Here is an 18,987-nt window from a genome sequence, read left to right as displayed (position 1 = left end):
TCGCGCTAGCATCGCAAAGAGGTGTTCTGAAAACAGCGGGGATAGCCGCCAAAGAAACGGGGGAAAGACCATGAGAAGAATTGCCATTTTGGTCGCGGCGTTGTTCAGCTTTTCCGGCACCGCGCATGCCCAAATGGTTCGCGCCCAGGATCCGTCCTCGGTGGTCCGAGCACTTCAGGGCGCTGGCTACAAGGCAGAGATGACCAAGGATGAGAGCGGCGATCCCCTGATCCGCAGCACGTCATCCGGCTCCAATTTTGCGATCTTCTTTTTCGGCTGCACCAAGAATGTCGACTGCCGCACGATCCAGTTCTTTGCTGGCTATGATCGCGACAAGTCGCCGTCGCTCAGTCAGATGAACGATTGGAACAGCAGGAAGCGATTTGGCCGGGCTTATATCTCGGACAAGGGCGCGGCTCGGATCGAAATGGACGTCGATCTCGATGACGGTGGGATCAGCACCAAACTTTTCGAGGACAATCTTGAATTCTGGGTCCTGCTGATGGCGCAGTTCGAAAAGCACATTGACAGTTGAGGTCGCCAATTCCGGCGGAATTGTCACCGAGGCATCGGCAAGGCCGGCAAGTCGAGTGTGCGGATACGCGTCTCACGTGGCCGACCTTGCGATGTTCCCGCTGCATTGAACCGGTCCCATTGGGCATCGGCCACGTAAATGAGCTTGCGGTCTGCGATCGTGCCAAGGGTCGGATCCCCCGGCCCCGGCGGAGTCTCAAGCAGTTCTTCGGACGGCGATCCATTTGGATCAAAGGACAGGCGGATTACCTTTCGGCCATCTCCATTGATAATGGCAATGAGCGTGTCACCGTAACGCATCAGCCCGTCGATGCCTTTTTGCTGTGATACCGCCACAACGACCTTCGGCTTCTTGAGATCGATCTTGAACAAACCGCTGGCGTAATCGGCAACAAAGAGGAAGCGCCCATCGCGCGAGACCGCCATTCCCTGCGCACTCCGAAACGTACCAACGGGCACCAGTAATTCAAGCTGGGTGCAATCTGGCTTGCAGACAAAGACGCCGCCGGCGGTTCCATCGCTGACATAGACCGAGCCGTCTGGCGCAACCGCCACATCACCGGGTTGTGTCACAGTATCCCCCGCGGGAACGGGTGCGAGCCCTACTGCTTCAAAACCCAATGCCGAAACCCCGATCAGGCCGCGAAAGCCGTCCTTGCGGCGCGTCGGCCCTGCTACGCCACTCGACATCCACAAGATGCCACGCCGTTGATCGACAGCCATGCCGAACAGACCAGCTGTTGGCACGGGCAGGACTGCTCTTCGCCAATGATCGCCTTCTCGGACGAGGAGCGCACCGTCTTCCACACTGCCCGCAAACAATTGCCGGCTTCGCGCATCCCAGGCGACACCTTCGACCAGCCCGAATTCGGCGGGAACTGACAAGTCCGGAACATCGGCAGCCACAAGAGCAAGCAGCGCGAGCGCCGCGATGAGCCTCACCGGAGCGCGCCAGCCACCAGCTTGTGGAGCTTTGAGTGCATGGCATCGTTCCCGGCAAGGAATTCGCTGCGTTCCATTGCCTTGTCTCCGCCCCGGAAGTCCGTCACAAAACCACCAGCTTCCCGGACGAGAAGCATACCGGCGGCCACGTCCCAAGGCTGAAGGTCTGCCTCCCAATAGCCGTCGAACCGACCGGCCGCGACCCAAGCAAAATCAAGGGAGGCTGCACCATAACGCCGGATGCCCGCCACTTGGGGCGCCACCGCTCCCAAAATGCGCGACCAGCGCGCAAAATCACCCTGGCCATGAAAGGGAATTCCCGTCGCGATCAGGGCTTCGGTCAGGTCACGACGCGCCGAAACGCGCAACCTCTGGTCCTGCAGCCAGGCCCCCCTTCCCTTTTCCGCCCAGAAGCTCTCATCCGTCAGTGGCTGATAGACCAGGCCCGTGGTTATTTCGCGCTTTCCGTTAGCAAGAGGTTCCTCAACGGCAATCGAGATCGCAAAATGGGGAAGGCCATGAAGAAAGTTCGATGTGCCATCAAGCGGGTCGATGATCCAGCGTGGCTTGTTCGGATCGCCAGGAATCTCTCCCGCTTCCTCGAGCAGGAACCCCCAATCCGGCCGAGCGTGGAGCAATTCGTCGTAAAGAGTGCGCTCGGCGCGCTGATCGGCCTTTGACACGAAATCTGCAGGTCCCTTGCGGCTGACTTGCAAATGCTGGACCTCGCTGAAATCCCGGCGCAACTTTGCGCCTGCTTTGCGGGCGGCGCGATCCATGACGGTCAACAGGCCGGAATGCGAGACCATTTGGCTATTCCGCCCGCTTTACATAGGCCTGTTCATAGACATCGACGACAATCCGAGTCCCGGCGCCAATATGCGGCGGGACCATGATGCGTACCCCGTTGTCGAGTATGGCCGGTTTGTAGGACGAAGACGCCGTCTGCCCCTTCACCACAGCATCCGCCTCTACAATCAGTGCTTCGATGGTATCCGGGAGCTGTACCGAAATCGGTCGGTCTTCCCAAAGTTCCATCACGACATCCATGCCGTCCTGTAGAAACGCCGCCGCATCCCCCAATATGCCTGAATCGAGCGAGACTTGCTCATAGGTTTCCTTGTCCATGAAGGTCAGCGTATCGCCTTCAGCGAAGAGGAACTGAAAATCCTTCGTGTCGAGACGGACCTTTTCGAGGGTCTCGGCCGAACGAAAACGGACATTGTTCTTCCGGCCGTCGATCAGGTTCTTCATTTCCACCTGCATATAGGCGCCGCCCTTGCCGGGTTGCGTGTGCTGGATTTTCACCGCGCGCCACAGCCCGCCTTCATATTCGAGGATGTTACCGGGACGAATCTCGACCGCGTTGATTTTCATGTTTCACCTGATGGTATTGAAAGAGCCGGGCGCGCCCTTAGCCGCTGCGCGCAATTGGGGCAAGCGGAGGGATTCGGTTAGACGCGCGCAGAAGCCATCATTCGCACAAAATTGCCATTGGACAGCGCAAACGCGACCCGATTGCTGCAAGACCTTTGCCGACCCGACGTTGGTGGCAGCGTAGGCTTATTGGGGGCTCATGAATGGAGGGTCCGCGATCTGCTGGCGGGACTCATTCATGAGCCTCGCCCAATCAGCGGAAAGCTGTTTGAAATAGGCATCGTTCTCAAGAATGCGGCGCCGGATGACTGGCTTCGAGCGATCAGCGGGGATGACAATAAGATCGAACGGCAATCCAACGGAAAGATTTGAACGCATGGTCGAATCAAACGAAATCAGTCCGACCTTGACGGCTTCATCAAGAGTTGACTCCCACTGCAGGGCTCTGTCTAGAATGGGCTTGCCGTATTTGAGTTCACCGATCTGGACGAAGGGGCTGTCCGGCTGGCATTCGATGAAATTGCCTTCGGAATAGACCAGATAAAGAGCCAGCGGACCGTCGCCGATCCGGCCACCCAGCAGGAGCGAAACGTCAGTGCTAATGTCGGTGCCGTAAAGCGTTCGCATGATGTCATGTCTGGCGCTGACCAAAGCCTCGCCCACAAGTTGCGCAACGCGGAACATGGAGGGCATTGTCGCAACAGTCCTACGAGGGCCATCTTCCTCGTCCGGCTCCAGGCCTTCGGCCAGCATGGCAAGCATGGACTGCGTTACCGAGAGGCTCCCGGCGGACGCGCAAACTATCAGCCGTTCCGCATCTTCTGCCAGAATATGCAATTTGGAAAAGGTCGAAATATTATCGATACCAGCATTGGTGCGCGTGTCAGAAATGATGACCAGACCCGCCTTTGGTCGCATGCCAACGCAATATGTCATGGCTCAGCCTATTCCTGCGATTGACTCATCGCAACCCGAACTTCGACATCCATTTCCTCAATGCCACCACCTCGGCGCGTACCGGACAGAGGTGTTGAATCTCCGGCATCAAGCCCGACTGCCACCCTGACATATGTGTCGCCCGGCAGGCGCCCTGTCGAAGGATCGAACGCAATCCAGCCCTCGCCATCGATAAAAAGCTCTGCCCAACAATGTGCGCTTTTGTGGCCCCCAGCGTTTGGGCCATCGAGGCAATGACCCGATACAAGCCTGGCCGGATAACCTGCGCTCCTGGCAGCCGCGAGCATGACATGGGTGCAGTCGCGCACGCTCCCGCGGCCTTCTGCCAGGGCTTCGGCTGCAGTGCGGGTCTTGGGTGTACGTCCCGGCTCGACAGCCAACGCTGCCTTGACAGCAAAGTTAAGGGCCATCGCCTGATCAAGTCCCATCGGTCGTGAGGGTATTAGGCCTGATATTGCCTCGCTTGCCTCCGTCAACGGCGTCGAGCGCGTGAAGAAGAGCGGCGGCAGGGGCTCCAGAGTACCGCGCACATGGCCGCCAAGGTCGTCGGTCAACACGTCTCCGCGTACCATGATCGAGACAGCATTAATCGGGCCGTCGATGTAGAGCATTGTGGTGATGTTGCCATAGCCGTCACGCCCCTCGCGCAAACGGGCATCGCAATCGACATCAATGCTCCAGTCGATCACGGTTTGCCCGCCGAAATCAAGCGGCGTCATCCTGAGAAGCTGAACGACCCGAGCCTGCGGTTCGCTGAATTGATAACGCGTCCGATGATCGATCGTCAGCCGCATCAATAGAACCTGAACTGCCGCGCGATCGCGGCGTCGAGCGCCGCATTCGCCTCCAGATAGTCCTCCAGATACTCGTGGAGGCCCGTCGCGATGATCTGCTCAATCCTGGCGCTGCCGAACTCTGCGTGCCGGTCTCGCGCGAGGCGATCGGCTTCACCCTGGTTGCCGGTTTCCTTCCCAATTCCAGCGAGGTGCTGAACGACCTCCTCGCCGCAAGCCGCAAGAGAACGGGGCAATTCACGTCTTAGGATCAGCAACTCGGTGACCAGCCAGGGCTTCAACCCTTCGCGATAGAGCCAGCGATACGCGTTGACCGCGGAGACCGTCTGCAAAATCGTGGTCCACTGGTCCCGATCGACTGTTCCTCCAACCGCCTCACCTTCAGGCAAAAGGATATGATATTTGACGTCAAGCAAGCGAGCCGTGTTGTCTGCCCGCTCGACCGCTGCCCCAAGACGAATGAACCGGGACGACGGATTTCGGAGCATTCGCCCTATTGCACCCTCAAAGCCACGCGTTTCCGCTTCCGCCTGCGCAACAAGGTTGAGCACCTGTTCCGTATCGCCGGGGCTGGTCTTGCCATGAAACAGAAGCCAGGCTCGATTGATCGCGCTCCACGCCTCTCGTGAAAGTGCAGTGCGCACCGCCTTTGCATTGTCTCGCGCAGCATTGAGGCAGAACAGTACTGACCCGGGGTGGCCTACCGAGACAGTCAGAAACCGCGTGACATTCCTGGGAGTCAAAGCCTGACCCGTCGCTGCAAAGGCTAAGTCTGCGTCCAGAACCTTCATTGCACTCAGCCATGCCGCGTCCCCGGCTGGCCGCGTGGAAAGTGCATCGAGGCGCAAGGTCGCTTCAACAAGCCGCGCAGTGAATTCTGCCCGCTCGACGTAGCGGCCAAGCCAGTAGAGGCAGGACGCAGTGCGGGACAGCATCAGCCTCGGCCTCCGTTATTTGCCAGAATGAAGCTGTCCTTCGTGCCGCCCCCCTGGCTCGAATTCACGACCAGCGAGCCTTCCTTGAGAGCGACGCGCGTGAGGCCGCCCGGCACGATCTTCACCCTGCCCGGCTGGCTCAGGACAAAGGGACGGAAGTCCACGTGGCGCGGCGCGATTCCCTTTTCGGTGAGGGTCGGGACCGTCGACAGAGCGAGCGTCGGCTGGGCAATGTAGCGATGCGGCTCAGCCTTCAAGGCGGCACGAAAGTCCTCGACCTGCGTCTTGCTGGCCATCGGGCCAACCAGCATGCCATAACCGCCTGAACCGTCCACCAGCTTGACCACCAGCTTTTCAAGATTGTCGAGCACGTAGGACAGCATTTCCGGCTCACGGCACCGATAGGTTTCGACATTGGGAAGCAGGGGATCGCCCCCGGAATAATAGCGCACGATTTCCGGCATGTACGAATATACAGCCTTGTCATCGGCAATGCCGGTGCCAGGCGCATTCACGATCGTCACATTCCCGGCACGATAGGCCGAAATCAGCCCGGGCACACCGAGGAGCGAGTCCGGGCGAAAGATCAGCGGATCGAGAAAATCATCGTCAATTCGTCGATAGATCACGTGGACCTGCACGCGCCCCGTGATTGTACGCATCCAGACCTTGTCGTCATCGACTTCCAGATCCGCTGCTTCGACCAATTCTATGCCGATCGTGTCTGCGAGGAAGCTGTGTTCGTAATAGGCCGAGTTGTAATGACCCGGCGTCAAGATCACGCAGACCGGATCGCTGCCACATCCGCGCGGCGCCACTGACTGCATCGTTTCGTGGAGCAGGTCGGTATAACTGTCGACAGGCTCCACCTGGTACATCTGGAAGAGTTCGGGGCACAGCCGGATCATCGCTTCCCGGTTTTCGAGCATGTACGACACACCGGATGGCGTTCGGGCATTGTCTTCCAGAACCCAGAAATCGTCAGGACCAGTCCGCACCAGATCAATGCCGCAAATGTGCGACCAGACATCATGCGGAGGCCGGGACCCGACAATTTCGGGCCGGAACTGTGGATTGCGCAGGATCAGGTCCTCGGGAATGATCCCGTCTGCAAGGATTTTGCGCGGTCCATAAATGTCAGTCAGGAATGCGTTGATGGCCTCGACTCGCTGAACGAGTCCGGCGGAGAGAGAAGACCATTCGGATGCCGTGAAAATGCGCGGTACAATGTCGAAAGGAATGATCCGTTCGGCAGCCGCTTCGTCACCGTAGACAGCAAATGTGATGCCGAGCTGGCGGAATGTGGCTTCGGCCGCTTCCTGGCGCCGCTGGAGTTCGGTGGCTGGCGTTTCATCGAGCCATTGGCCAAGAGCTGCAAACTCCGGGCGCGCACCTGCCCCTTCCGAAAAGCCTCGAATCTCGTCAAAGGGCCGCCCCATTTGCGGCAGACTGCATTGCTTTTGTGCAATGCACAAGAGGTGTCAGATCAGTCCCGCCAAGGGGCTGGACGGATCGGCATACATTCGGCGGCCCATGCGACCGGCCAGATAAGCCAATCGGCCGCTCTCAACTGCAAGCTTCATGGCCTTCGCCATAGTCACAGGGTCTTTTGCTTCTGCAATCGCAGTGTTCATCAAGACACCGTCACAACCCAGCTCCATGGCGACAGCGGCATCGGATGCCGTTCCGACGCCTGCATCAACCAGCACGGGGACCTTCGCGCCCTCGACGATCAAGCGGATCGTCACACGGTTCTGGATTCCAAGGCCGGACCCGATCGGTGCGCCCAAGGGCATGATGGCAACAGCGCCGGCCTCTTCAAGCTGTTTCGCGGCGATCGGATCATCGACACAATAGACCATCGGCTTGAAGCCTTCACTTACAAGCACTTCTGTCGCCTTCAGGGTTTCGCGCATGTCCGGATAGAGCGTCCGCGCTTCGCCAAGCACCTCAAGCTTGACCAGATCCCACCCACCGGCTTCGCGGGCGAGCCGCAAGGTCCGGATCGCATCGTCGGCGGTGAAGCAACCGGCGGTGTTCGGAAGGTAGGTGTATTTCCTGGGATCAATGAAATCCGTCAGCATCGGAGCCTTCGGATCGGATATGTTGACGCGACGAACCGCAACCGTGATGATTTCTGCGCCCGAGGCTTCAAGGGCGGCTGCATTCTGGGCAAAATCCTTGTATTTCCCGGTCCCCACAATCAGCCGCGAATTGAAGGTCTTGCCTGCGACCGTCCAGGAGTCAGCCTGACCACCGCCTACAAAATGAACGATTTCCACCTGATCGCCCTGCTCGAGTTGCACCTCCGCCAGCGTCGAGCGCGGCACGATCTCCAGATTGCGTTCAACGGCAATCTTCGCCGGATCAAGCCCGAGTTCTCTGGCCAGATCAGCAATCGTGCTCTCTGGCGCAACAGTGCGCGGTTCACCATTCAGCGTAATGGAAAGCATGGGTTGGAGACTCGTCCTTGGCCTTTTGCAATGCAGCCCATATAGAAGGCCGCAAAGGCCCCGCAACCGGAACTGCAGAGAAATGCCTGAATTGCCAGTGATCTATGTCCTCAACGGGCCGAATTTGAATCTGCTTGGTCTGCGCGAGCCGGAAATATACGGAACGGACACGCTGGATGACATAGCCGGACGGCTGGAAGATCAGGGCCGGCAGCTTGGGCTTGAAATCGATATGCGGCAGTCGAACCATGAAGGCCATTTGATTGACTGGATGCATGAAGCCAATGCCCGCGGCGCAAAAGCGATCTTGTTGAACGCCGGCGGATATACGCACACGTCCATTGCCCTTCATGATGCGATCAAGTCCATCAAGGTCCCAGTCATCGAGGTGCACCTGTCCGACCCGATGAAGCGCGAGCCTTTTCGCCACATCAGCTATATCGGCATGGCCGCCGTCGCGAGTTTTGCCGGCCATGGAGCGAATTCCTACACGCTGGCGCTGGACGCGGCGGCCAAGCTCTGACAATGGCAGGCCAACAGAAAATTTTGGGGGTTCAATGACCGAAAAATCAGGCGCCATGCAAGTCGATCTGAAACTGGTCCGCCAACTCGCGGAACTGCTCGACGAGACTGCGCTCTCGGAAATCGAAGTCGAAGATGGTGGCCGCAAGATCCGCGTTGCGAGGACCCTTGCCGGGACCGTCGTGGCGGCTCCTGCGCCCGTGCAGGCTGCTGCGCCAGCCCAGCAGCCTTCCGCACCTGCTCCAGCGCCGGTCGCGACAGCGGGGGATCACCCAGGCACCGTCAAATCTCCCATGGTAGGCACTGCCTATCTGACTCCAGAGCCTGATGCTGCGCCGTTTATTACGGTCGGTGGCTCGGTCAAGGAAGGCGATACGATCCTGATCATTGAAGCGATGAAGGTCATGAACCCCATCGTTGCTCCACGTGGGGGCAAGGTGACCCAAATCTTCGTTGGCAGTGGCCAGCCCGTTGAATTTGACCAACCACTTGTCGTGATCGAATGACCATCGAAAAGCTGCTCATCGCAAACCGCGGTGAAATCGCGCTTCGCATTCACCGCGCTGCACATGAAATGGGGATCAAGACGGTCGCTGTCCATTCGACAGCAGACGTGGACGCGATGCACGTCAGATTGGCCGATGAAGCTGTTTGCATCGGCCCCCCAGCGGCCAAGGACAGTTACCTCAACATTCCGGCGATCATTTCTGCGGCCGAGATCAGCAACGCCGATGCGATCCACCCGGGCTATGGTTTCCTCTCGGAAAACGCGCGCTTTGCGGAGATTGTGGAAGAACACAAGATTGCGTTTGTTGGCCCAAAGCCCGAACATATTCGGACCATGGGAGACAAGGTCCAGGCCAAGAAGACGGCGGGTGCACTGGGCATGCCGCTTGTCCCTGGCTCTGACGGCGCAATCGACGACGTGGGCGAAGCAAAGCGGATTGCTAAAGATATCGGCTATCCAGTGATCATCAAAGCCGCTTCCGGCGGCGGCGGGCGCGGCATGAAGGTCGTGAACTCGGAAAGCGAACTTGAAAGCCAGATGCAGCAGGCGGGCACAGAGGCCAAAGCCGCATTTGGCGATGCGACGGTCTATCTCGAAAAATATCTGGGCAATCCAAGGCATATCGAGTTCCAGGTATTCGGCGATGGCAATGGCAATGCCATTCATCTTGGGGAACGCGATTGCTCGCTCCAGCGGCGTCACCAAAAGGTTCTTGAAGAGGCCCCCTCACCTGTCATCAGCTCCGAAGAGCGCATGCGCATGGGCGGGATCGTCTCAAAGGCGATGGCAGACATGGGCTACAGGGGCGCCGGCACGATCGAGTTCCTTTGGGAAGACGGCCAATTCTACTTCATCGAAATGAATACCCGCATCCAGGTTGAGCACCCCGTAACGGAAATGATCACTGGCTTTGATCTGGTTCGCGAGCAGATCCGCGTCGCTGAGGGCAAGGGGCTTTCGGTCACGCAGGATGTTCTCGAATTTCGCGGTCATGCCATCGAATGCAGGATCAATGCGGAAGATCCCCGCACCTTTGCTCCCTCACCTGGACCAGTGAACTATTATCATCCGCCGGGCGGCATGCATGTCCGCGTGGATAGCGGGCTTTACGCAGGGTATCGTGTTCCCCCATATTATGACTCGATGATTGCGAAGCTCATCGTATATGGTCGCACACGTGAAAGCTGCATGATGCGGATGCGCCGTGCGCTTGAAGAAATGGTTGTTGACGGGATCAAGACAAACATCCCGTTGCATCAGGAACTTCTCCGAGCGCCCGATGTTATTGACGGCAACTATTCGATCAAGTGGCTTGAGGATTGGCTTGCAGAAAAAGCCGGAGGTTGATGCTTGATGGCCGTGAACAAGGCTGTGATTGGGACGAGTATTGTATTGGCGTTGGCGGCTCCTGCTCTTGCGGAAACGCCAAAGCCGGTCACGCCAGTCAACCTTCTGCCACCAACCTTGCAGACGCAGACTCCTGCGCCGGCTTCTCCGGTAGTGCCACCCACAGTTGCGGCGCCGGCCGCAATTCCGGCGCAACCTGCGCCAGCGTGGACGCTCGGCAACGCCTCTGCGCTGCTGGCATTCATTCAAGGCGTCGGAACTCGCGGGCTCAATCCGGCTGATTATGGTCCGGACGCGCTGCAGGCTGCGATCAAGGCTGGGGAGGGAACCGCGCTCAACGATCTGGCGACTTTGGCTTTCACGCAGTTGCTTGTTGACCTGCGTGATGGCCGCACACCCTATACTGCGCGGGTTCAATGGTTCATCAGGGATCCTGACGCGGCCACCTTCCCGACTGACGAAATGCTGCGCAAGGCGTTGGACAGCCATGACATTGAAGGTGTCTTTGCTTCGGTGGAGCCGACCCATCCGGACTATGCAGCGCTGAAAGCAGCGCTGGCGACCACCAAGGACACTGTTCGTCAGCAAATTATCAAGACCAATATGGACCGGTGGCGCTGGCTGCCACACGATCTCGGCAAGCGTTATGTCTATGTAAATGTCCCGGAATACATTGTCCGCGTCGTCGGCAAGGGCAAGAACATCGCGACATATCGCGCAATTGTCGGCGCACCCAAAACCGCGACCCCCCAACTCGATGCGCAAGCTATCGGCATGATCATCCATCCCACCTGGACGATCCCACAGAGCATCATCAAGGAAAGCGTGGGCGCGCTCATCACAAACAACCCGGCGGCAGCGCGCGCGCGCGGCTATACCTGGACTGGATCAGGCAAGAACCTCTCGGTGGTTCAAAAGTTCGGGCCAGGCAACTCGCTGGGCATGATGAAGATGGACATGCCCAATCCGCACGCCATTTTCCTGCACGACACACCTGCACGCAATCTGTTCGACCGCTCCGTCCGTGCGCTCAGCCATGGCTGTATTCGCACCGACCGCGCCGTCGAATTCGCTATCCTGATGTCGATCTTGCAAGCAGACTTCGACCCACATGAAGCGGCGACGCTTTTCAAGCGAGGACTGAACGACAGGATTCCGTTCACCGAACCAGTTCAAGTGTTTATCAATTACTTCACGATGGCGAGTAATGGCGACGGCAAGCTGAACAGCTTCGCCGACATTTACGGTCGCGATGCTCCCGTCATCGCGTCCTTTGCGCAGCCGCGCCAAGACAAGATTGTCACGACACCAGCCATTGTGGTGCCGATCGAGGCACCAGGCGCCTGATCCTAATCAGGCGTCCAAGAGTTTGTCGGAAAAGATCAGCCGCCCCGGGCCGACGCGTGCGATAATCTGCATCAGATCGTCCTCAGGGAACGCAAAACAGCCATCGCTCCGCCCCAGCTTGCCCCATTTTTCAATCATGTCAGGATTGGCATACCATGCGCCATGGACCACAATCGCTCGGGCCTCAGCATTGCTGTTGTCGGGATCAAGGCCATAGAGACGCATTGATGGGCCGTGGATTCCTTCATACCAGGTGTGCGTCAGGAACGCGCCTCGCGATGAGGCAAGAGACTCAAATTCATTTGAAAAGCGCCTGACAACACCTTCATGTTCTGGGTCGGATCCGCGCCCGTGTGCAACAAGGAACGACCGAACCTCTCCACTAATCATGTCGACCACGAAGAATCTCGGCTCGCTTGAAGGCCGGCTGAAATCGGCAATTCCAACAGTGTCTCTCAGCCAGATCGTCGATTGATTGCGGGTAAGTTCGCGATGCGCAATCCTGCGTAACTGATTTTCATCGACAGCAGCAAAGGAACGCGTTGGCACAAGGGCCAGCGCAGCAGTTCCGGCTACAAATTGTCGACGACTAACAACCATCCAGTTATCGCACTCCACACCGTTCGTGGTTCCGACAGAGACTCATTATACGACAAAAAGAATCAGTTTTCAGTTAAAAAGGGACAAAATCGCATGAAGGCGACAATCTGGCACAATCCCAATTGCGGCACGTCGCGCAAGACTCTGGCGATCCTGGAGGAGACAAACGGTGTCGAATTGACGGTGATTGAATATCTGAAGTCTGCACCAACCGTCGAAAAGCTTCGTTCGCTTTATGATCGCGCCGGAATCACTCCTCGCCAGGGCCTGAGAACCAGAGGTTCTCCTGCAGAAGAACTTGGACTTCTCGAGGCCGATGATGAAGCCATTCTGGCGGCCATGGCTGTGCACCCCATCCTTATTGAAAGACCTTTGGTTGAAACCGATAAGGGGGTTCGGCTTTGCCGACCTCAGGAAACCGTGCGCGAAATACTCTAGGTCTGCAGGAACCATCGTTCTGAGCCTTGAAGGCCCAGCGCAGTCAGCTTGCCGGATGCATACGCCCCCGTATCTATACCGATCCGGTTGGCCCGCTCTTCGACGTCTTCTGTTATGGTGTGCCCATGCACGACCATCATCCCGTGGTCACGCTCAAAATCGGTGAATTCGCGGCGTATCCATCGCAGGTCGTTGGTTCTTTGTTCTTCGATGGCGTCGCCCGGCCTGATCCCGGCGTGAACGAACAGATAATCGCCTGCAACGATCCAGTCGTCAGCAGCCTTCAAAAATGCGATATGGCTTTCCGGGATATGCGTGACGAACATGTCCAGCAATTCATCGGAGTCGGCCTCATCATATTTGACTTCATCAACGCCATAGCTGAGCAAAGTCTCCCGCCCCCCTACGCGATTGATCAAACCGGCAGAACGCCGATCACCTTCCCAGGCGCGGATGAGGAGTTCCTCATGATTTCCAGCGATCAGGCGAACGTCGGAACTTGCGGATGCGAGTTGCATGACGCGCTCGATGACGCCACGTGAGTTGGGACCCCGATCACAAAGGTCCCCGAGAAATATGATCTGGGTCCTTACGCGGCTGCGAGACGCATTGTCCTGTTCAATCTGCAGAATCAGCTGATCGAGCAAATCCAGCCTGCCGTGGATATCGCCAATCGCGTATATGCGTTGCCCTTCGGGAACGGTCCAGATGCGCGGCGGGATTTCTTCTTTCCGGCCAAAGAGCCGCTTGAACACCATAGGACCATCAATTCGACCAAGGGGGAGTCATCCTATAATCCGGATCACCATCCTTGACTAGCGTTCAGGCGGGCTCCCGCATGACTAGTTCAGCGGGGTCGATGCCAAGTCGTTCGATATGTGCACGCATCCGCGGCCAGACGCGGGTCAGAAAAGTCTCGCGCTCCTGAACGCGCAGTCGATCCACTGCACCTTCGGCAACGAACATGCCGACACCTCTCCTGACCGACACATAGCCATCATCTTGCAAGGCCTGATAGGCCTTGGCGACAGTCAGCGGATTCGCACCGTGGTCAGCCGCAAATGAGCGGACAGAGGGCAATTGATCCCCTTCTGAGAACTTTCCTTCGAGAATCGCCGCTGCCAACAGGCCTCGTAGCCTGAGATAGACCGGGATATCAGCGGAATCATTTGGTGTCATGTCGTTCTAATACACCAAATGCATCCTATTGTCAGCCCTCAATTTTGTTGCGCCAGTGACTGACAATGGTCGCGAATTCAGGGCGAGGGCGCTCGCTGAGGGCCTTGCCCGGAGAACCAATGAAGATGAAGCCGGCAATCCTGTCCTCACTGCCCGCAAAGGCGTTTCGTACAGCGTCGGAATAAGCAGCCCATCCTGTGAGCCAGCTTGCGACATAGCCAAGCGCATGTGATGCATGCAGCATCATCATACAGGCAGCGCCCGCCGAAAGTTGTTGCTCCCATCCCGGAATCCTGGATTGGGAATCTGGCGTCGAAATGACGACGACAAGCGTTGGCGCCTGGCGCGCAAACTGTTCCAGCGCATCAAGTTCCAGCCGGCCAGCATCAGGCTTTTCCGCAAGATAAGCTCCTACAATCAAATCTGCCAAGGCGTCACGCTTGTCCGCATCAACCACAATGAAGCGCCAGGGCGCCAGCTTGCCATGATCCGGCACCCGCATTGCGGCTGCAAGAATCTGATCCAGTTGGGCAGGGTTGGGCCCAGGTTCGACCATGTCCCTCGGCTTGCCGGAACGACGTGTTTCAATCAGGCGGATTGGAGACGTCAGATCATTGAAGGCCACCAGAATTCCTCTGATTTTAAGAATGCGAATCGGTGCTGACGGTAATCAGTCTTGAGCACTTTGCCACTGTGTACTGTGATTTGGACCTTACACTTTCCGAACCACTCCTGTCGCTCGTCGAAACTTTCAAGCAATGAGGCGGTTTGTTCTGGACGACCATCGACCGCCCGCTAGAAAAAAGTCATCGGATAAAAGGAGGGGATATGGACCGCAGAACATTCATCATTTCCAGCAGCATTGCGGCGCTTGTAGCGGCGTCCGGTCGAGTATCAGCGCAGGCTTCACCTCAGGAAGCTGAACTCAATGCGGCATTTGAGACGATTTTCCAGCGCTTCCTCGATATTTCTCCTGCCCTGGTCTCGAGCCTTGGTCTGGACAAGGGCGCGCGCGCCGGGGCAAAATCGCAGCTTGATGACGACTCTGCGGCAGGGACGCAAAAGCAGCTGCAGCTGGTCAGAAAGGGGCTGGCGGAACTTGCCGCGTTCAAGCCGGGCGCGCTGCCGCCAGCTGCAGCGCTCAATCTTGAAGTCGTCAGCTATTTTCTTGAACAACAAACCGTCGCACCAGCCCGTTTCGGACTGGCATCAGTTGGCCGACCCTACCGGATATTCCAGCAAGGAGGCGCCTATTTCGAGATTCCGGACTTCCTGAATACCGCTCATACAATTGGCACAACGGCCGATTGCGAGGCTTATCTTGCAAGGCTCGAAGCGTTTGCCACCGTTCTTGACTCTGATAGCGATGTCCAAAGGGAAGACGCTTCACGCGGGTATCTGGCCCCTGATTTCTCTCTCGAGCTTACGCTCGGCCAAATGGCGAAGCTCCGAAACCAGCAGGCGAACTCAAGCAGCATTGTCCAATCACTCGTGACACGTGCAGCGGCAAAAGGGATCGCCGGGGACTGGGAAAAGCGCGCCGCAGCGCTTGTCGATGGCAAGGTTTACCCTGCGCTTGATCGCCAGATTGAACTCGTCAAGAAATTGCGCCCGACAACTGCAGCGGGTGATGGCCTTTGGCGCGTGCCGCAGGGCGACGCGATTTACGGGGCAGCTCTCAAACAGTGGACAACAACAGATTATCCGCCGGACGAAGTGCATCGCATGGGGCTGGCTCAGGTTGCAGAAATCACTGCCCAACTCGACGCGATCCTCAAGGCTCAGGGCATGACAAACGGGTCCGTTGGATCCAGGCTTGCGGCTCTCAACGTCAATCCCGATCAACTCTATGCCGGCACGCCGGAAGGCAAGGCTGCATTGATTGCGGCACTGAATGACAGTGTAAAGGCAATGTGCGCCAAATTGCCTCAAGCGTTCGCAACCGTGCCGAACACTCCGCTCGAAATCCGGGCAGTGCCGGTCGAGATCCAGGATGGGGCTTCGAACGGCTACTATAACCGGGCTTCGCTTGATGGTTCGCGCCCCGCCATTTACTTCATCAATCTAAAGGATGTCGGCGATTGGCCCAAATATGGTCTGCCTTCACTCACATACCACGAAGGCGTGCCGGGCCATCATTTGCAGATCAGCACAGCGCAGACCTCGGGCGATATTCCAACCCTGCGCAAAATTGGCGGCTTCAGTGCCTACAGCGAAGGCTGGGCCCTCTATGCCGAACAGTTGGCGGATGAACTCGGAGCCTATGCCACACCCCTTGAACGCGCCGGCTACCTGCAATCCTTTCTCTTTCGCGCGGCCCGCCTTGTTGTCGATACGGGGATCCACACAAAACGCTGGTCTCGCGAACAGGCCACTGACTACATGGTGCAGACGACAGGGTTTGCGGCACCGCGCTCAAAGCGTGAGGTTGAGCGCTATTGCACGCAGCCCGGTCAGGCTTGCAGCTATAAGGTCGGTCATGCCGCTTGGCTCAGAGCCCGTTCTAATGCCCAAGCAGCACTGGGAGCAAAATTCGATCTGAGACAATTCCACGAAATCCTCAAGGAAGGGGCAATGCCACTCTCGATACTCGAAAGGCGGATTGCGGAACGCACGAAAGCAGCCATTGTATCGCTATAGCGCAAGGTGAAAAATGCCGCGCGGGCCTCAGTTTGCGGATTGACGCGTTTTGGCTTCCCGCCTGAGTTGTGAAAACGATGCGCCAAACAGTCTGCGGCTGGCACGCAACAGGCTTGATGCGTCATGGAAGCCAAGACGTTCGGCCATGCTTTCAGCCGTAATGCCGGGGTCACGCAGCGCTTGTTCAAGCCGCTGCTTCAATGACGCATTTGAAAGCTCCCGAAAGCTTGTGCCTTCTTCGCGAAGGCGGCGCTCCATGGTGCGCCTTGAGATGCCAATCCTTTGGGCGACCTCTTCTGCGTCAAGGCGGCCAAGCGTGACATTGTCAAGCGTGATCGCAACTTTCTGAGAGATCATCGGGTGCTTCTGACCTTGATCTGCCGCAATTTTTCGCAATGCCTTCAGGAGCGTTGTAAAGAGTGCAGGGCTGGCCATCGGGGAAATCTGATTGGCCAATTCCTGGGGTATTGTAATAGTCGATCGGCCATGACCCCAGGAGATTTTGCCTGAAAACAACTCGGACAGGCGCGCCGCATAAGGAGGCGGATCACCTTCACATTCATATCGGATCGCATTAGCTTTCTGAATAAACATCGCGTTGACGATCGACTGGAACGAGAGGAAGGCAACGCACATTGCGAAGTGCCGGTTTTTGGGGCTGACCGGAACTAGCAGTCCCAAGGTGATCACAATATTGACGCGATCGTCGCGCCTATCGAAATGCATGACCGGCCAGCGGTAGTGGGCAAATTCAGACATCACGTCGATCGCTGCGCGGAAATCCGGTGCAACCCGCATCGCCAGACCTAGCTCGGAATGCGCATCTGTGCTCCAGAGAATGGGCAAATTCAGGAACCAGTCTTCGCCCACCATTTCGGCAACATTGTCGCAAATTGTCAAAAGGGCCGAAGCAGGAACTGTAAGATCCGGTTCATCCAAATCTTTTTGGTGAAGGCCCGTACCAGCCAGCAGTCTTTCAACGGTTTCTGCCGCACCCCCAAACATCCGCAACGCCAGCCTAAGGTGCTGCATCGGAAGAGCTACCGATTCATTTCTAGAATCAACCATGACGCAAAATGTCATTTTTTTGGTGGAATTGGAACTGGCAATGTGACGCGTGATTCGCTCCACCGGGATCGGAGCCAACCAAATTCGGCAGTAGATCCTGCCAAAATGGATGGCTTTGGGAAGTCTGATGCAATTTTGGCTTTACATTCTTTCTTTTTGAGCGAAACTAATGTTCGAAAATTGCACGGGAGCGAGCAGTTAGTTACAAAGATGTAAACAATGTCAGTGAAGTTACCTATTGTGGCAGGTTACGTGATCGATAAATGCACAGAACATAAGTCATTTGGTGATGAAGGGTAAACACATGGGGCAGGTTCACCTTCTCGGCGACGATTTGGAATTGAACAGTCTTGGTCTTGATGCCAAGGAATTGTCAACCTTTGTGAATCTTTTGTCGCGTTTGATAAAGACCAGCTCTGAAGCGAAAGAGGGTCCACGCAAAGTCCCCGAACACGATTTAACTGCGCTTGCCGAAAGGATGTATCAAGTTCGCAGGCGTCGTGAGGCATTGATGACGGCGCGGTTTGGCGGAGACATTTTCTCCGATCCGGCATGGGACATCATTCTGGACCTTTACATACACAATAGTCGCAATCAGGACGTGAGCGTGACAAGTGTCTGTGCCGCATCAATGGTCCCCATTACAACCGCCCTGCGCTATGTCACGGTCCTGTCGGAACGAGGGCTTATCGAGCGTTCCAAGAATCCCAAAGACGGGCGATCCTATTTGCTCCGCCTCTCTCCTGCAGGGCTGCAGGCCATTGAAGACTTGTTGACGGACGTGGACGAAGGCCTTGAAACCGGGGCAAATCACGCTGCCGCCTGACATTGCCAAACATCCAAAATTTATCGTGACTGCAGCGTTAAGGTAAATAATTCGCCATTGGTGCCGTATTAGGTGACAGACTGATCAGGTCAGGTACCGAGGGCAAATAGACCAGTGACGAAAACGTCGCACATGGCTGGCACAACAAGCGAGGAAGAGGCTGAGCGCAGGCTGGCTGCGCGTAAGGCCATGCTCTTGCTGGTAACAATCAGATACGACGATCTGGAACCGTCGGTAAACTCGCGCGTACTCGACATTTCCCGCGGCGGGCTGCGGACCACTTTGCCTGTGGTTCTGAAGCGCGGACACCCATTAAGGCTTATCTTGAAGGGCATCGGCGAAGTCCGCGCAAAGGTGGCATGGTGCAGAAAGGGTGAAGTCGGGATCAAGTTCGACAAGCCAATCAGTCTCGAAACTGTGGTCCAGGCCCTGACAGGCGCGCCGGCAGCTTCCCACATACAATTTTCCAAGACTGCGGTCCCGCGTCCCGGGTTCAACATGCGATAATCAAGGACATTGC

22 protein-coding genes are annotated in these 18,987 nt (G+C 57.1%); 9 read left to right on the top strand and 13 right to left on the bottom strand.

The genetic code is table 11. The features are described 5' to 3' along the window. Positions 1 to 70 precede the first annotated feature (70 nt). Entirely contained in the window at positions 71 to 535 is a 465-nt protein-coding gene (locus K0O24_RS09285) for a YbjN domain-containing protein (RefSeq protein ID WP_219892468.1), read from the top strand. A gap of 23 nt (positions 536 to 558) precedes the next feature. Here K0O24_RS09285 and K0O24_RS09280 read toward each other — a convergent pair whose 3' ends face one another. From K0O24_RS09280 to thiS, 8 genes are all read right to left on the bottom strand, one after another. After that, complete coding sequence (locus tag K0O24_RS09280; protein WP_219892467.1) at positions 559 to 1,476, bottom strand: SMP-30/gluconolactonase/LRE family protein; 918 nt, start codon at positions 1,474 to 1,476, stop codon at positions 559 to 561. Then, the gene (locus K0O24_RS09275) at positions 1,473 to 2,285 is read right to left on the bottom strand and encodes an inositol monophosphatase family protein (RefSeq protein WP_219892466.1); all 813 of its coding nucleotides are present in this window, start codon (positions 2,283 to 2,285) and stop codon (positions 1,473 to 1,475) included. Before K0O24_RS09275 ends, K0O24_RS09280 begins: the two co-directional genes overlap by 4 nt. Before the next feature lie 4 nt (positions 2,286 to 2,289). After that, positions 2,290 to 2,853 (bottom strand): elongation factor P, encoded by a 564-nt coding sequence (gene efp, locus K0O24_RS09270; RefSeq protein WP_219892465.1) that lies wholly within the window; start codon positions 2,851 to 2,853, stop codon positions 2,290 to 2,292. A 186-nt stretch (positions 2,854 to 3,039) separates the two neighbouring features. After that, on the bottom strand, positions 3,040 to 3,789 hold the full coding sequence (locus K0O24_RS09265; protein WP_219892464.1) for a proteasome-type protease: 750 nt from the start codon (positions 3,787 to 3,789) through the stop codon (positions 3,040 to 3,042). 8 nt (positions 3,790 to 3,797) lie between these two features. After that, positions 3,798 to 4,604, bottom strand: a complete 807-nt coding sequence (locus K0O24_RS09260) for a transglutaminase family protein (protein WP_219892463.1) — start codon at positions 4,602 to 4,604, stop codon at positions 3,798 to 3,800. Then, complete coding sequence (locus K0O24_RS09255) at positions 4,604 to 5,539, bottom strand: alpha-E domain-containing protein (protein ID WP_219892462.1); 936 nt, start codon at positions 5,537 to 5,539, stop codon at positions 4,604 to 4,606. The genes K0O24_RS09260 and K0O24_RS09255 overlap by 1 nt, the downstream gene beginning before the upstream one ends. Then, positions 5,539 to 6,978, bottom strand: a complete 1,440-nt coding sequence (locus K0O24_RS09250; protein ID WP_219892461.1) for a circularly permuted type 2 ATP-grasp protein — start codon at positions 6,976 to 6,978, stop codon at positions 5,539 to 5,541. Before K0O24_RS09250 ends, K0O24_RS09255 begins: the two co-directional genes overlap by 1 nt. 42 nt (positions 6,979 to 7,020) lie before the next feature. Then, positions 7,021 to 7,992 (bottom strand): sulfur carrier protein ThiS, encoded by a 972-nt coding sequence (gene thiS / locus K0O24_RS09245; protein WP_219892460.1) that lies wholly within the window; start codon positions 7,990 to 7,992, stop codon positions 7,021 to 7,023. A gap of 82 nt (positions 7,993 to 8,074) precedes the next feature. Here thiS and aroQ point away from each other — a divergent pair, with 82 nt between their 5' ends. From aroQ to K0O24_RS09225, 4 genes are read left to right on the top strand one after another with little or no spacing between them, the layout of a single operon-like run. Continuing rightward, the gene (gene aroQ / locus K0O24_RS09240) at positions 8,075 to 8,515 is read left to right on the top strand and encodes a type II 3-dehydroquinate dehydratase (protein ID WP_219892459.1); all 441 of its coding nucleotides are present in this window, start codon (positions 8,075 to 8,077) and stop codon (positions 8,513 to 8,515) included. Between the two features lie 34 nt (positions 8,516 to 8,549). After that, positions 8,550 to 9,020, top strand: a complete 471-nt coding sequence (gene accB / locus K0O24_RS09235) for an acetyl-CoA carboxylase biotin carboxyl carrier protein (protein WP_219892458.1) — start codon at positions 8,550 to 8,552, stop codon at positions 9,018 to 9,020. Then, positions 9,017 to 10,369, top strand: coding sequence for an acetyl-CoA carboxylase biotin carboxylase subunit (gene accC / locus K0O24_RS09230; protein ID WP_219892457.1), 1,353 nt, complete (start codon positions 9,017 to 9,019; stop codon positions 10,367 to 10,369). Before accB ends, accC begins: the two co-directional genes overlap by 4 nt. A gap of 6 nt (positions 10,370 to 10,375) precedes the next feature. Further along, positions 10,376 to 11,716 carry a L,D-transpeptidase family protein gene (locus K0O24_RS09225; RefSeq protein ID WP_425514726.1) on the top strand — a complete coding sequence of 447 codons (1,341 nt, stop codon included), beginning with the start codon at positions 10,376 to 10,378 and terminating at the stop codon, positions 11,714 to 11,716. A 6-nt stretch (positions 11,717 to 11,722) separates the two neighbouring features. Here the strand turns inward: K0O24_RS09225 and K0O24_RS09220 are convergent, their stop codons facing one another. Further along, complete coding sequence (locus tag K0O24_RS09220; RefSeq protein WP_219892455.1) at positions 11,723 to 12,316, bottom strand: murein L,D-transpeptidase catalytic domain family protein; 594 nt, start codon at positions 12,314 to 12,316, stop codon at positions 11,723 to 11,725. Between the two features lie 93 nt (positions 12,317 to 12,409). On the opposite strand from K0O24_RS09220, the gene arsC reads away from it, so the two are divergent. Beyond that, positions 12,410 to 12,754: an arsenate reductase (glutaredoxin) gene (gene arsC / locus K0O24_RS09215; RefSeq protein WP_219892454.1), complete on the top strand. Its 345-nt coding sequence runs from the start codon at positions 12,410 to 12,412 to the stop codon at positions 12,752 to 12,754. Here the strand turns inward: arsC and K0O24_RS09210 are convergent. The 3 genes from K0O24_RS09210 to K0O24_RS09200 all read right to left on the bottom strand — a co-directional run bounded on the left by K0O24_RS09210 (position 12,751) and on the right by K0O24_RS09200 (position 14,564). Beyond that, the gene (locus K0O24_RS09210; protein ID WP_219892453.1) at positions 12,751 to 13,512 is read right to left on the bottom strand and encodes a metallophosphoesterase family protein; all 762 of its coding nucleotides are present in this window, start codon (positions 13,510 to 13,512) and stop codon (positions 12,751 to 12,753) included. The two genes, arsC and K0O24_RS09210, sit on opposite strands and share 4 nt — an antisense overlap. 64 nt (positions 13,513 to 13,576) lie before the next feature. Further along, a complete protein-coding gene (locus tag K0O24_RS09205; protein ID WP_219892452.1) occupies positions 13,577 to 13,933 on the bottom strand; it encodes a GntR family transcriptional regulator in 357 nt (118 codons plus the stop codon). Positions 13,934 to 13,964: 31 nt separating this feature from the next. Beyond that, positions 13,965 to 14,564 carry a nitroreductase family protein gene (locus K0O24_RS09200; protein ID WP_246611192.1) on the bottom strand — a complete coding sequence of 200 codons (600 nt, stop codon included), beginning with the start codon at positions 14,562 to 14,564 and terminating at the stop codon, positions 13,965 to 13,967. Positions 14,565 to 14,761: 197 nt separating this feature from the next. Here K0O24_RS09200 and K0O24_RS09195 point away from each other — a divergent pair, with 197 nt between their 5' ends. Continuing rightward, positions 14,762 to 16,573 (top strand): DUF885 domain-containing protein, encoded by a 1,812-nt coding sequence (locus K0O24_RS09195; protein ID WP_219892451.1) that lies wholly within the window; start codon positions 14,762 to 14,764, stop codon positions 16,571 to 16,573. A 27-nt stretch (positions 16,574 to 16,600) separates the two neighbouring features. Here K0O24_RS09195 and K0O24_RS09190 read toward each other — a convergent pair whose 3' ends face one another. Next, complete coding sequence (locus K0O24_RS09190) at positions 16,601 to 17,641, bottom strand: AraC family transcriptional regulator (RefSeq protein WP_219892450.1); 1,041 nt, start codon at positions 17,639 to 17,641, stop codon at positions 16,601 to 16,603. Positions 17,642 to 17,945: 304 nt separating this feature from the next. Between K0O24_RS09190 and K0O24_RS09185 the strand changes: the two genes are divergently transcribed. After that, the gene (locus K0O24_RS09185; protein ID WP_219892449.1) at positions 17,946 to 18,467 is read left to right on the top strand and encodes a MarR family winged helix-turn-helix transcriptional regulator; all 522 of its coding nucleotides are present in this window, start codon (positions 17,946 to 17,948) and stop codon (positions 18,465 to 18,467) included. A gap of 132 nt (positions 18,468 to 18,599) precedes the next feature. Beyond that, positions 18,600 to 18,974, top strand: coding sequence for a PilZ domain-containing protein (locus tag K0O24_RS09180; protein WP_219892448.1), 375 nt, complete (start codon positions 18,600 to 18,602; stop codon positions 18,972 to 18,974). Positions 18,975 to 18,987: the final 13 nt, after the last annotated feature.

This window comes from Aquisediminimonas profunda (genome assembly GCF_019443285.1).
GTDB classification, from domain to species: domain Bacteria; phylum Pseudomonadota; class Alphaproteobacteria; order Sphingomonadales; family Sphingomonadaceae; genus Aquisediminimonas; species Aquisediminimonas profunda.
This window is presented reverse-complemented; position numbering and strand designations above follow the sequence as displayed.

What these genes read in the sequence shown, in the direction of transcription:
- K0O24_RS09285 (WP_219892468.1), top strand. Translation starts at nt 71, where the DNA reads ATGAGAAGAATTGCCATTTTGGTCGCGGCGTTGTTCAGCTTTTCCGGC.
- K0O24_RS09275 (WP_219892466.1), bottom strand. Translation starts at nt 2,285, where the DNA reads ATGGTCTCGCATTCCGGCCTGTTGACCGTCATGGATCGCGCCGCCCGC.
- efp (WP_219892465.1), bottom strand. Translation starts at nt 2,853, where the DNA reads ATGAAAATCAACGCGGTCGAGATTCGTCCCGGTAACATCCTCGAATAT.
- K0O24_RS09265 (WP_219892464.1), bottom strand. Translation starts at nt 3,789, where the DNA reads ATGACATATTGCGTTGGCATGCGACCAAAGGCGGGTCTGGTCATCATT.
- K0O24_RS09260 (WP_219892463.1), bottom strand. Translation starts at nt 4,604, where the DNA reads ATGCGGCTGACGATCGATCATCGGACGCGTTATCAATTCAGCGAACCG.
- K0O24_RS09255 (WP_219892462.1), bottom strand. Translation starts at nt 5,539, where the DNA reads ATGCTGTCCCGCACTGCGTCCTGCCTCTACTGGCTTGGCCGCTACGTC.
- K0O24_RS09250 (WP_219892461.1), bottom strand. Translation starts at nt 6,978, where the DNA reads ATGGGGCGGCCCTTTGACGAGATTCGAGGCTTTTCGGAAGGGGCAGGT.
- thiS (WP_219892460.1), bottom strand. Translation starts at nt 7,992, where the DNA reads ATGCTTTCCATTACGCTGAATGGTGAACCGCGCACTGTTGCGCCAGAG.
- aroQ (WP_219892459.1), top strand. Translation starts at nt 8,075, where the DNA reads ATGCCTGAATTGCCAGTGATCTATGTCCTCAACGGGCCGAATTTGAAT.
- accB (WP_219892458.1), top strand. Translation starts at nt 8,550, where the DNA reads ATGACCGAAAAATCAGGCGCCATGCAAGTCGATCTGAAACTGGTCCGC.
- accC (WP_219892457.1), top strand. Translation starts at nt 9,017, where the DNA reads ATGACCATCGAAAAGCTGCTCATCGCAAACCGCGGTGAAATCGCGCTT.
- K0O24_RS09225 (WP_425514726.1), top strand. Translation starts at nt 10,376, where the DNA reads ATGGCCGTGAACAAGGCTGTGATTGGGACGAGTATTGTATTGGCGTTG.
- K0O24_RS09220 (WP_219892455.1), bottom strand. Translation starts at nt 12,316, where the DNA reads ATGGTTGTTAGTCGTCGACAATTTGTAGCCGGAACTGCTGCGCTGGCC.
- arsC (WP_219892454.1), top strand. Translation starts at nt 12,410, where the DNA reads ATGAAGGCGACAATCTGGCACAATCCCAATTGCGGCACGTCGCGCAAG.
- K0O24_RS09210 (WP_219892453.1), bottom strand. Translation starts at nt 13,512, where the DNA reads ATGGTGTTCAAGCGGCTCTTTGGCCGGAAAGAAGAAATCCCGCCGCGC.
- K0O24_RS09205 (WP_219892452.1), bottom strand. Translation starts at nt 13,933, where the DNA reads ATGACACCAAATGATTCCGCTGATATCCCGGTCTATCTCAGGCTACGA.
- K0O24_RS09195 (WP_219892451.1), top strand. Translation starts at nt 14,762, where the DNA reads ATGGACCGCAGAACATTCATCATTTCCAGCAGCATTGCGGCGCTTGTA.
- K0O24_RS09190 (WP_219892450.1), bottom strand. Translation starts at nt 17,641, where the DNA reads ATGGTTGATTCTAGAAATGAATCGGTAGCTCTTCCGATGCAGCACCTT.
- K0O24_RS09185 (WP_219892449.1), top strand. Translation starts at nt 17,946, where the DNA reads ATGGGGCAGGTTCACCTTCTCGGCGACGATTTGGAATTGAACAGTCTT.
- K0O24_RS09180 (WP_219892448.1), top strand. Translation starts at nt 18,600, where the DNA reads ATGGCTGGCACAACAAGCGAGGAAGAGGCTGAGCGCAGGCTGGCTGCG.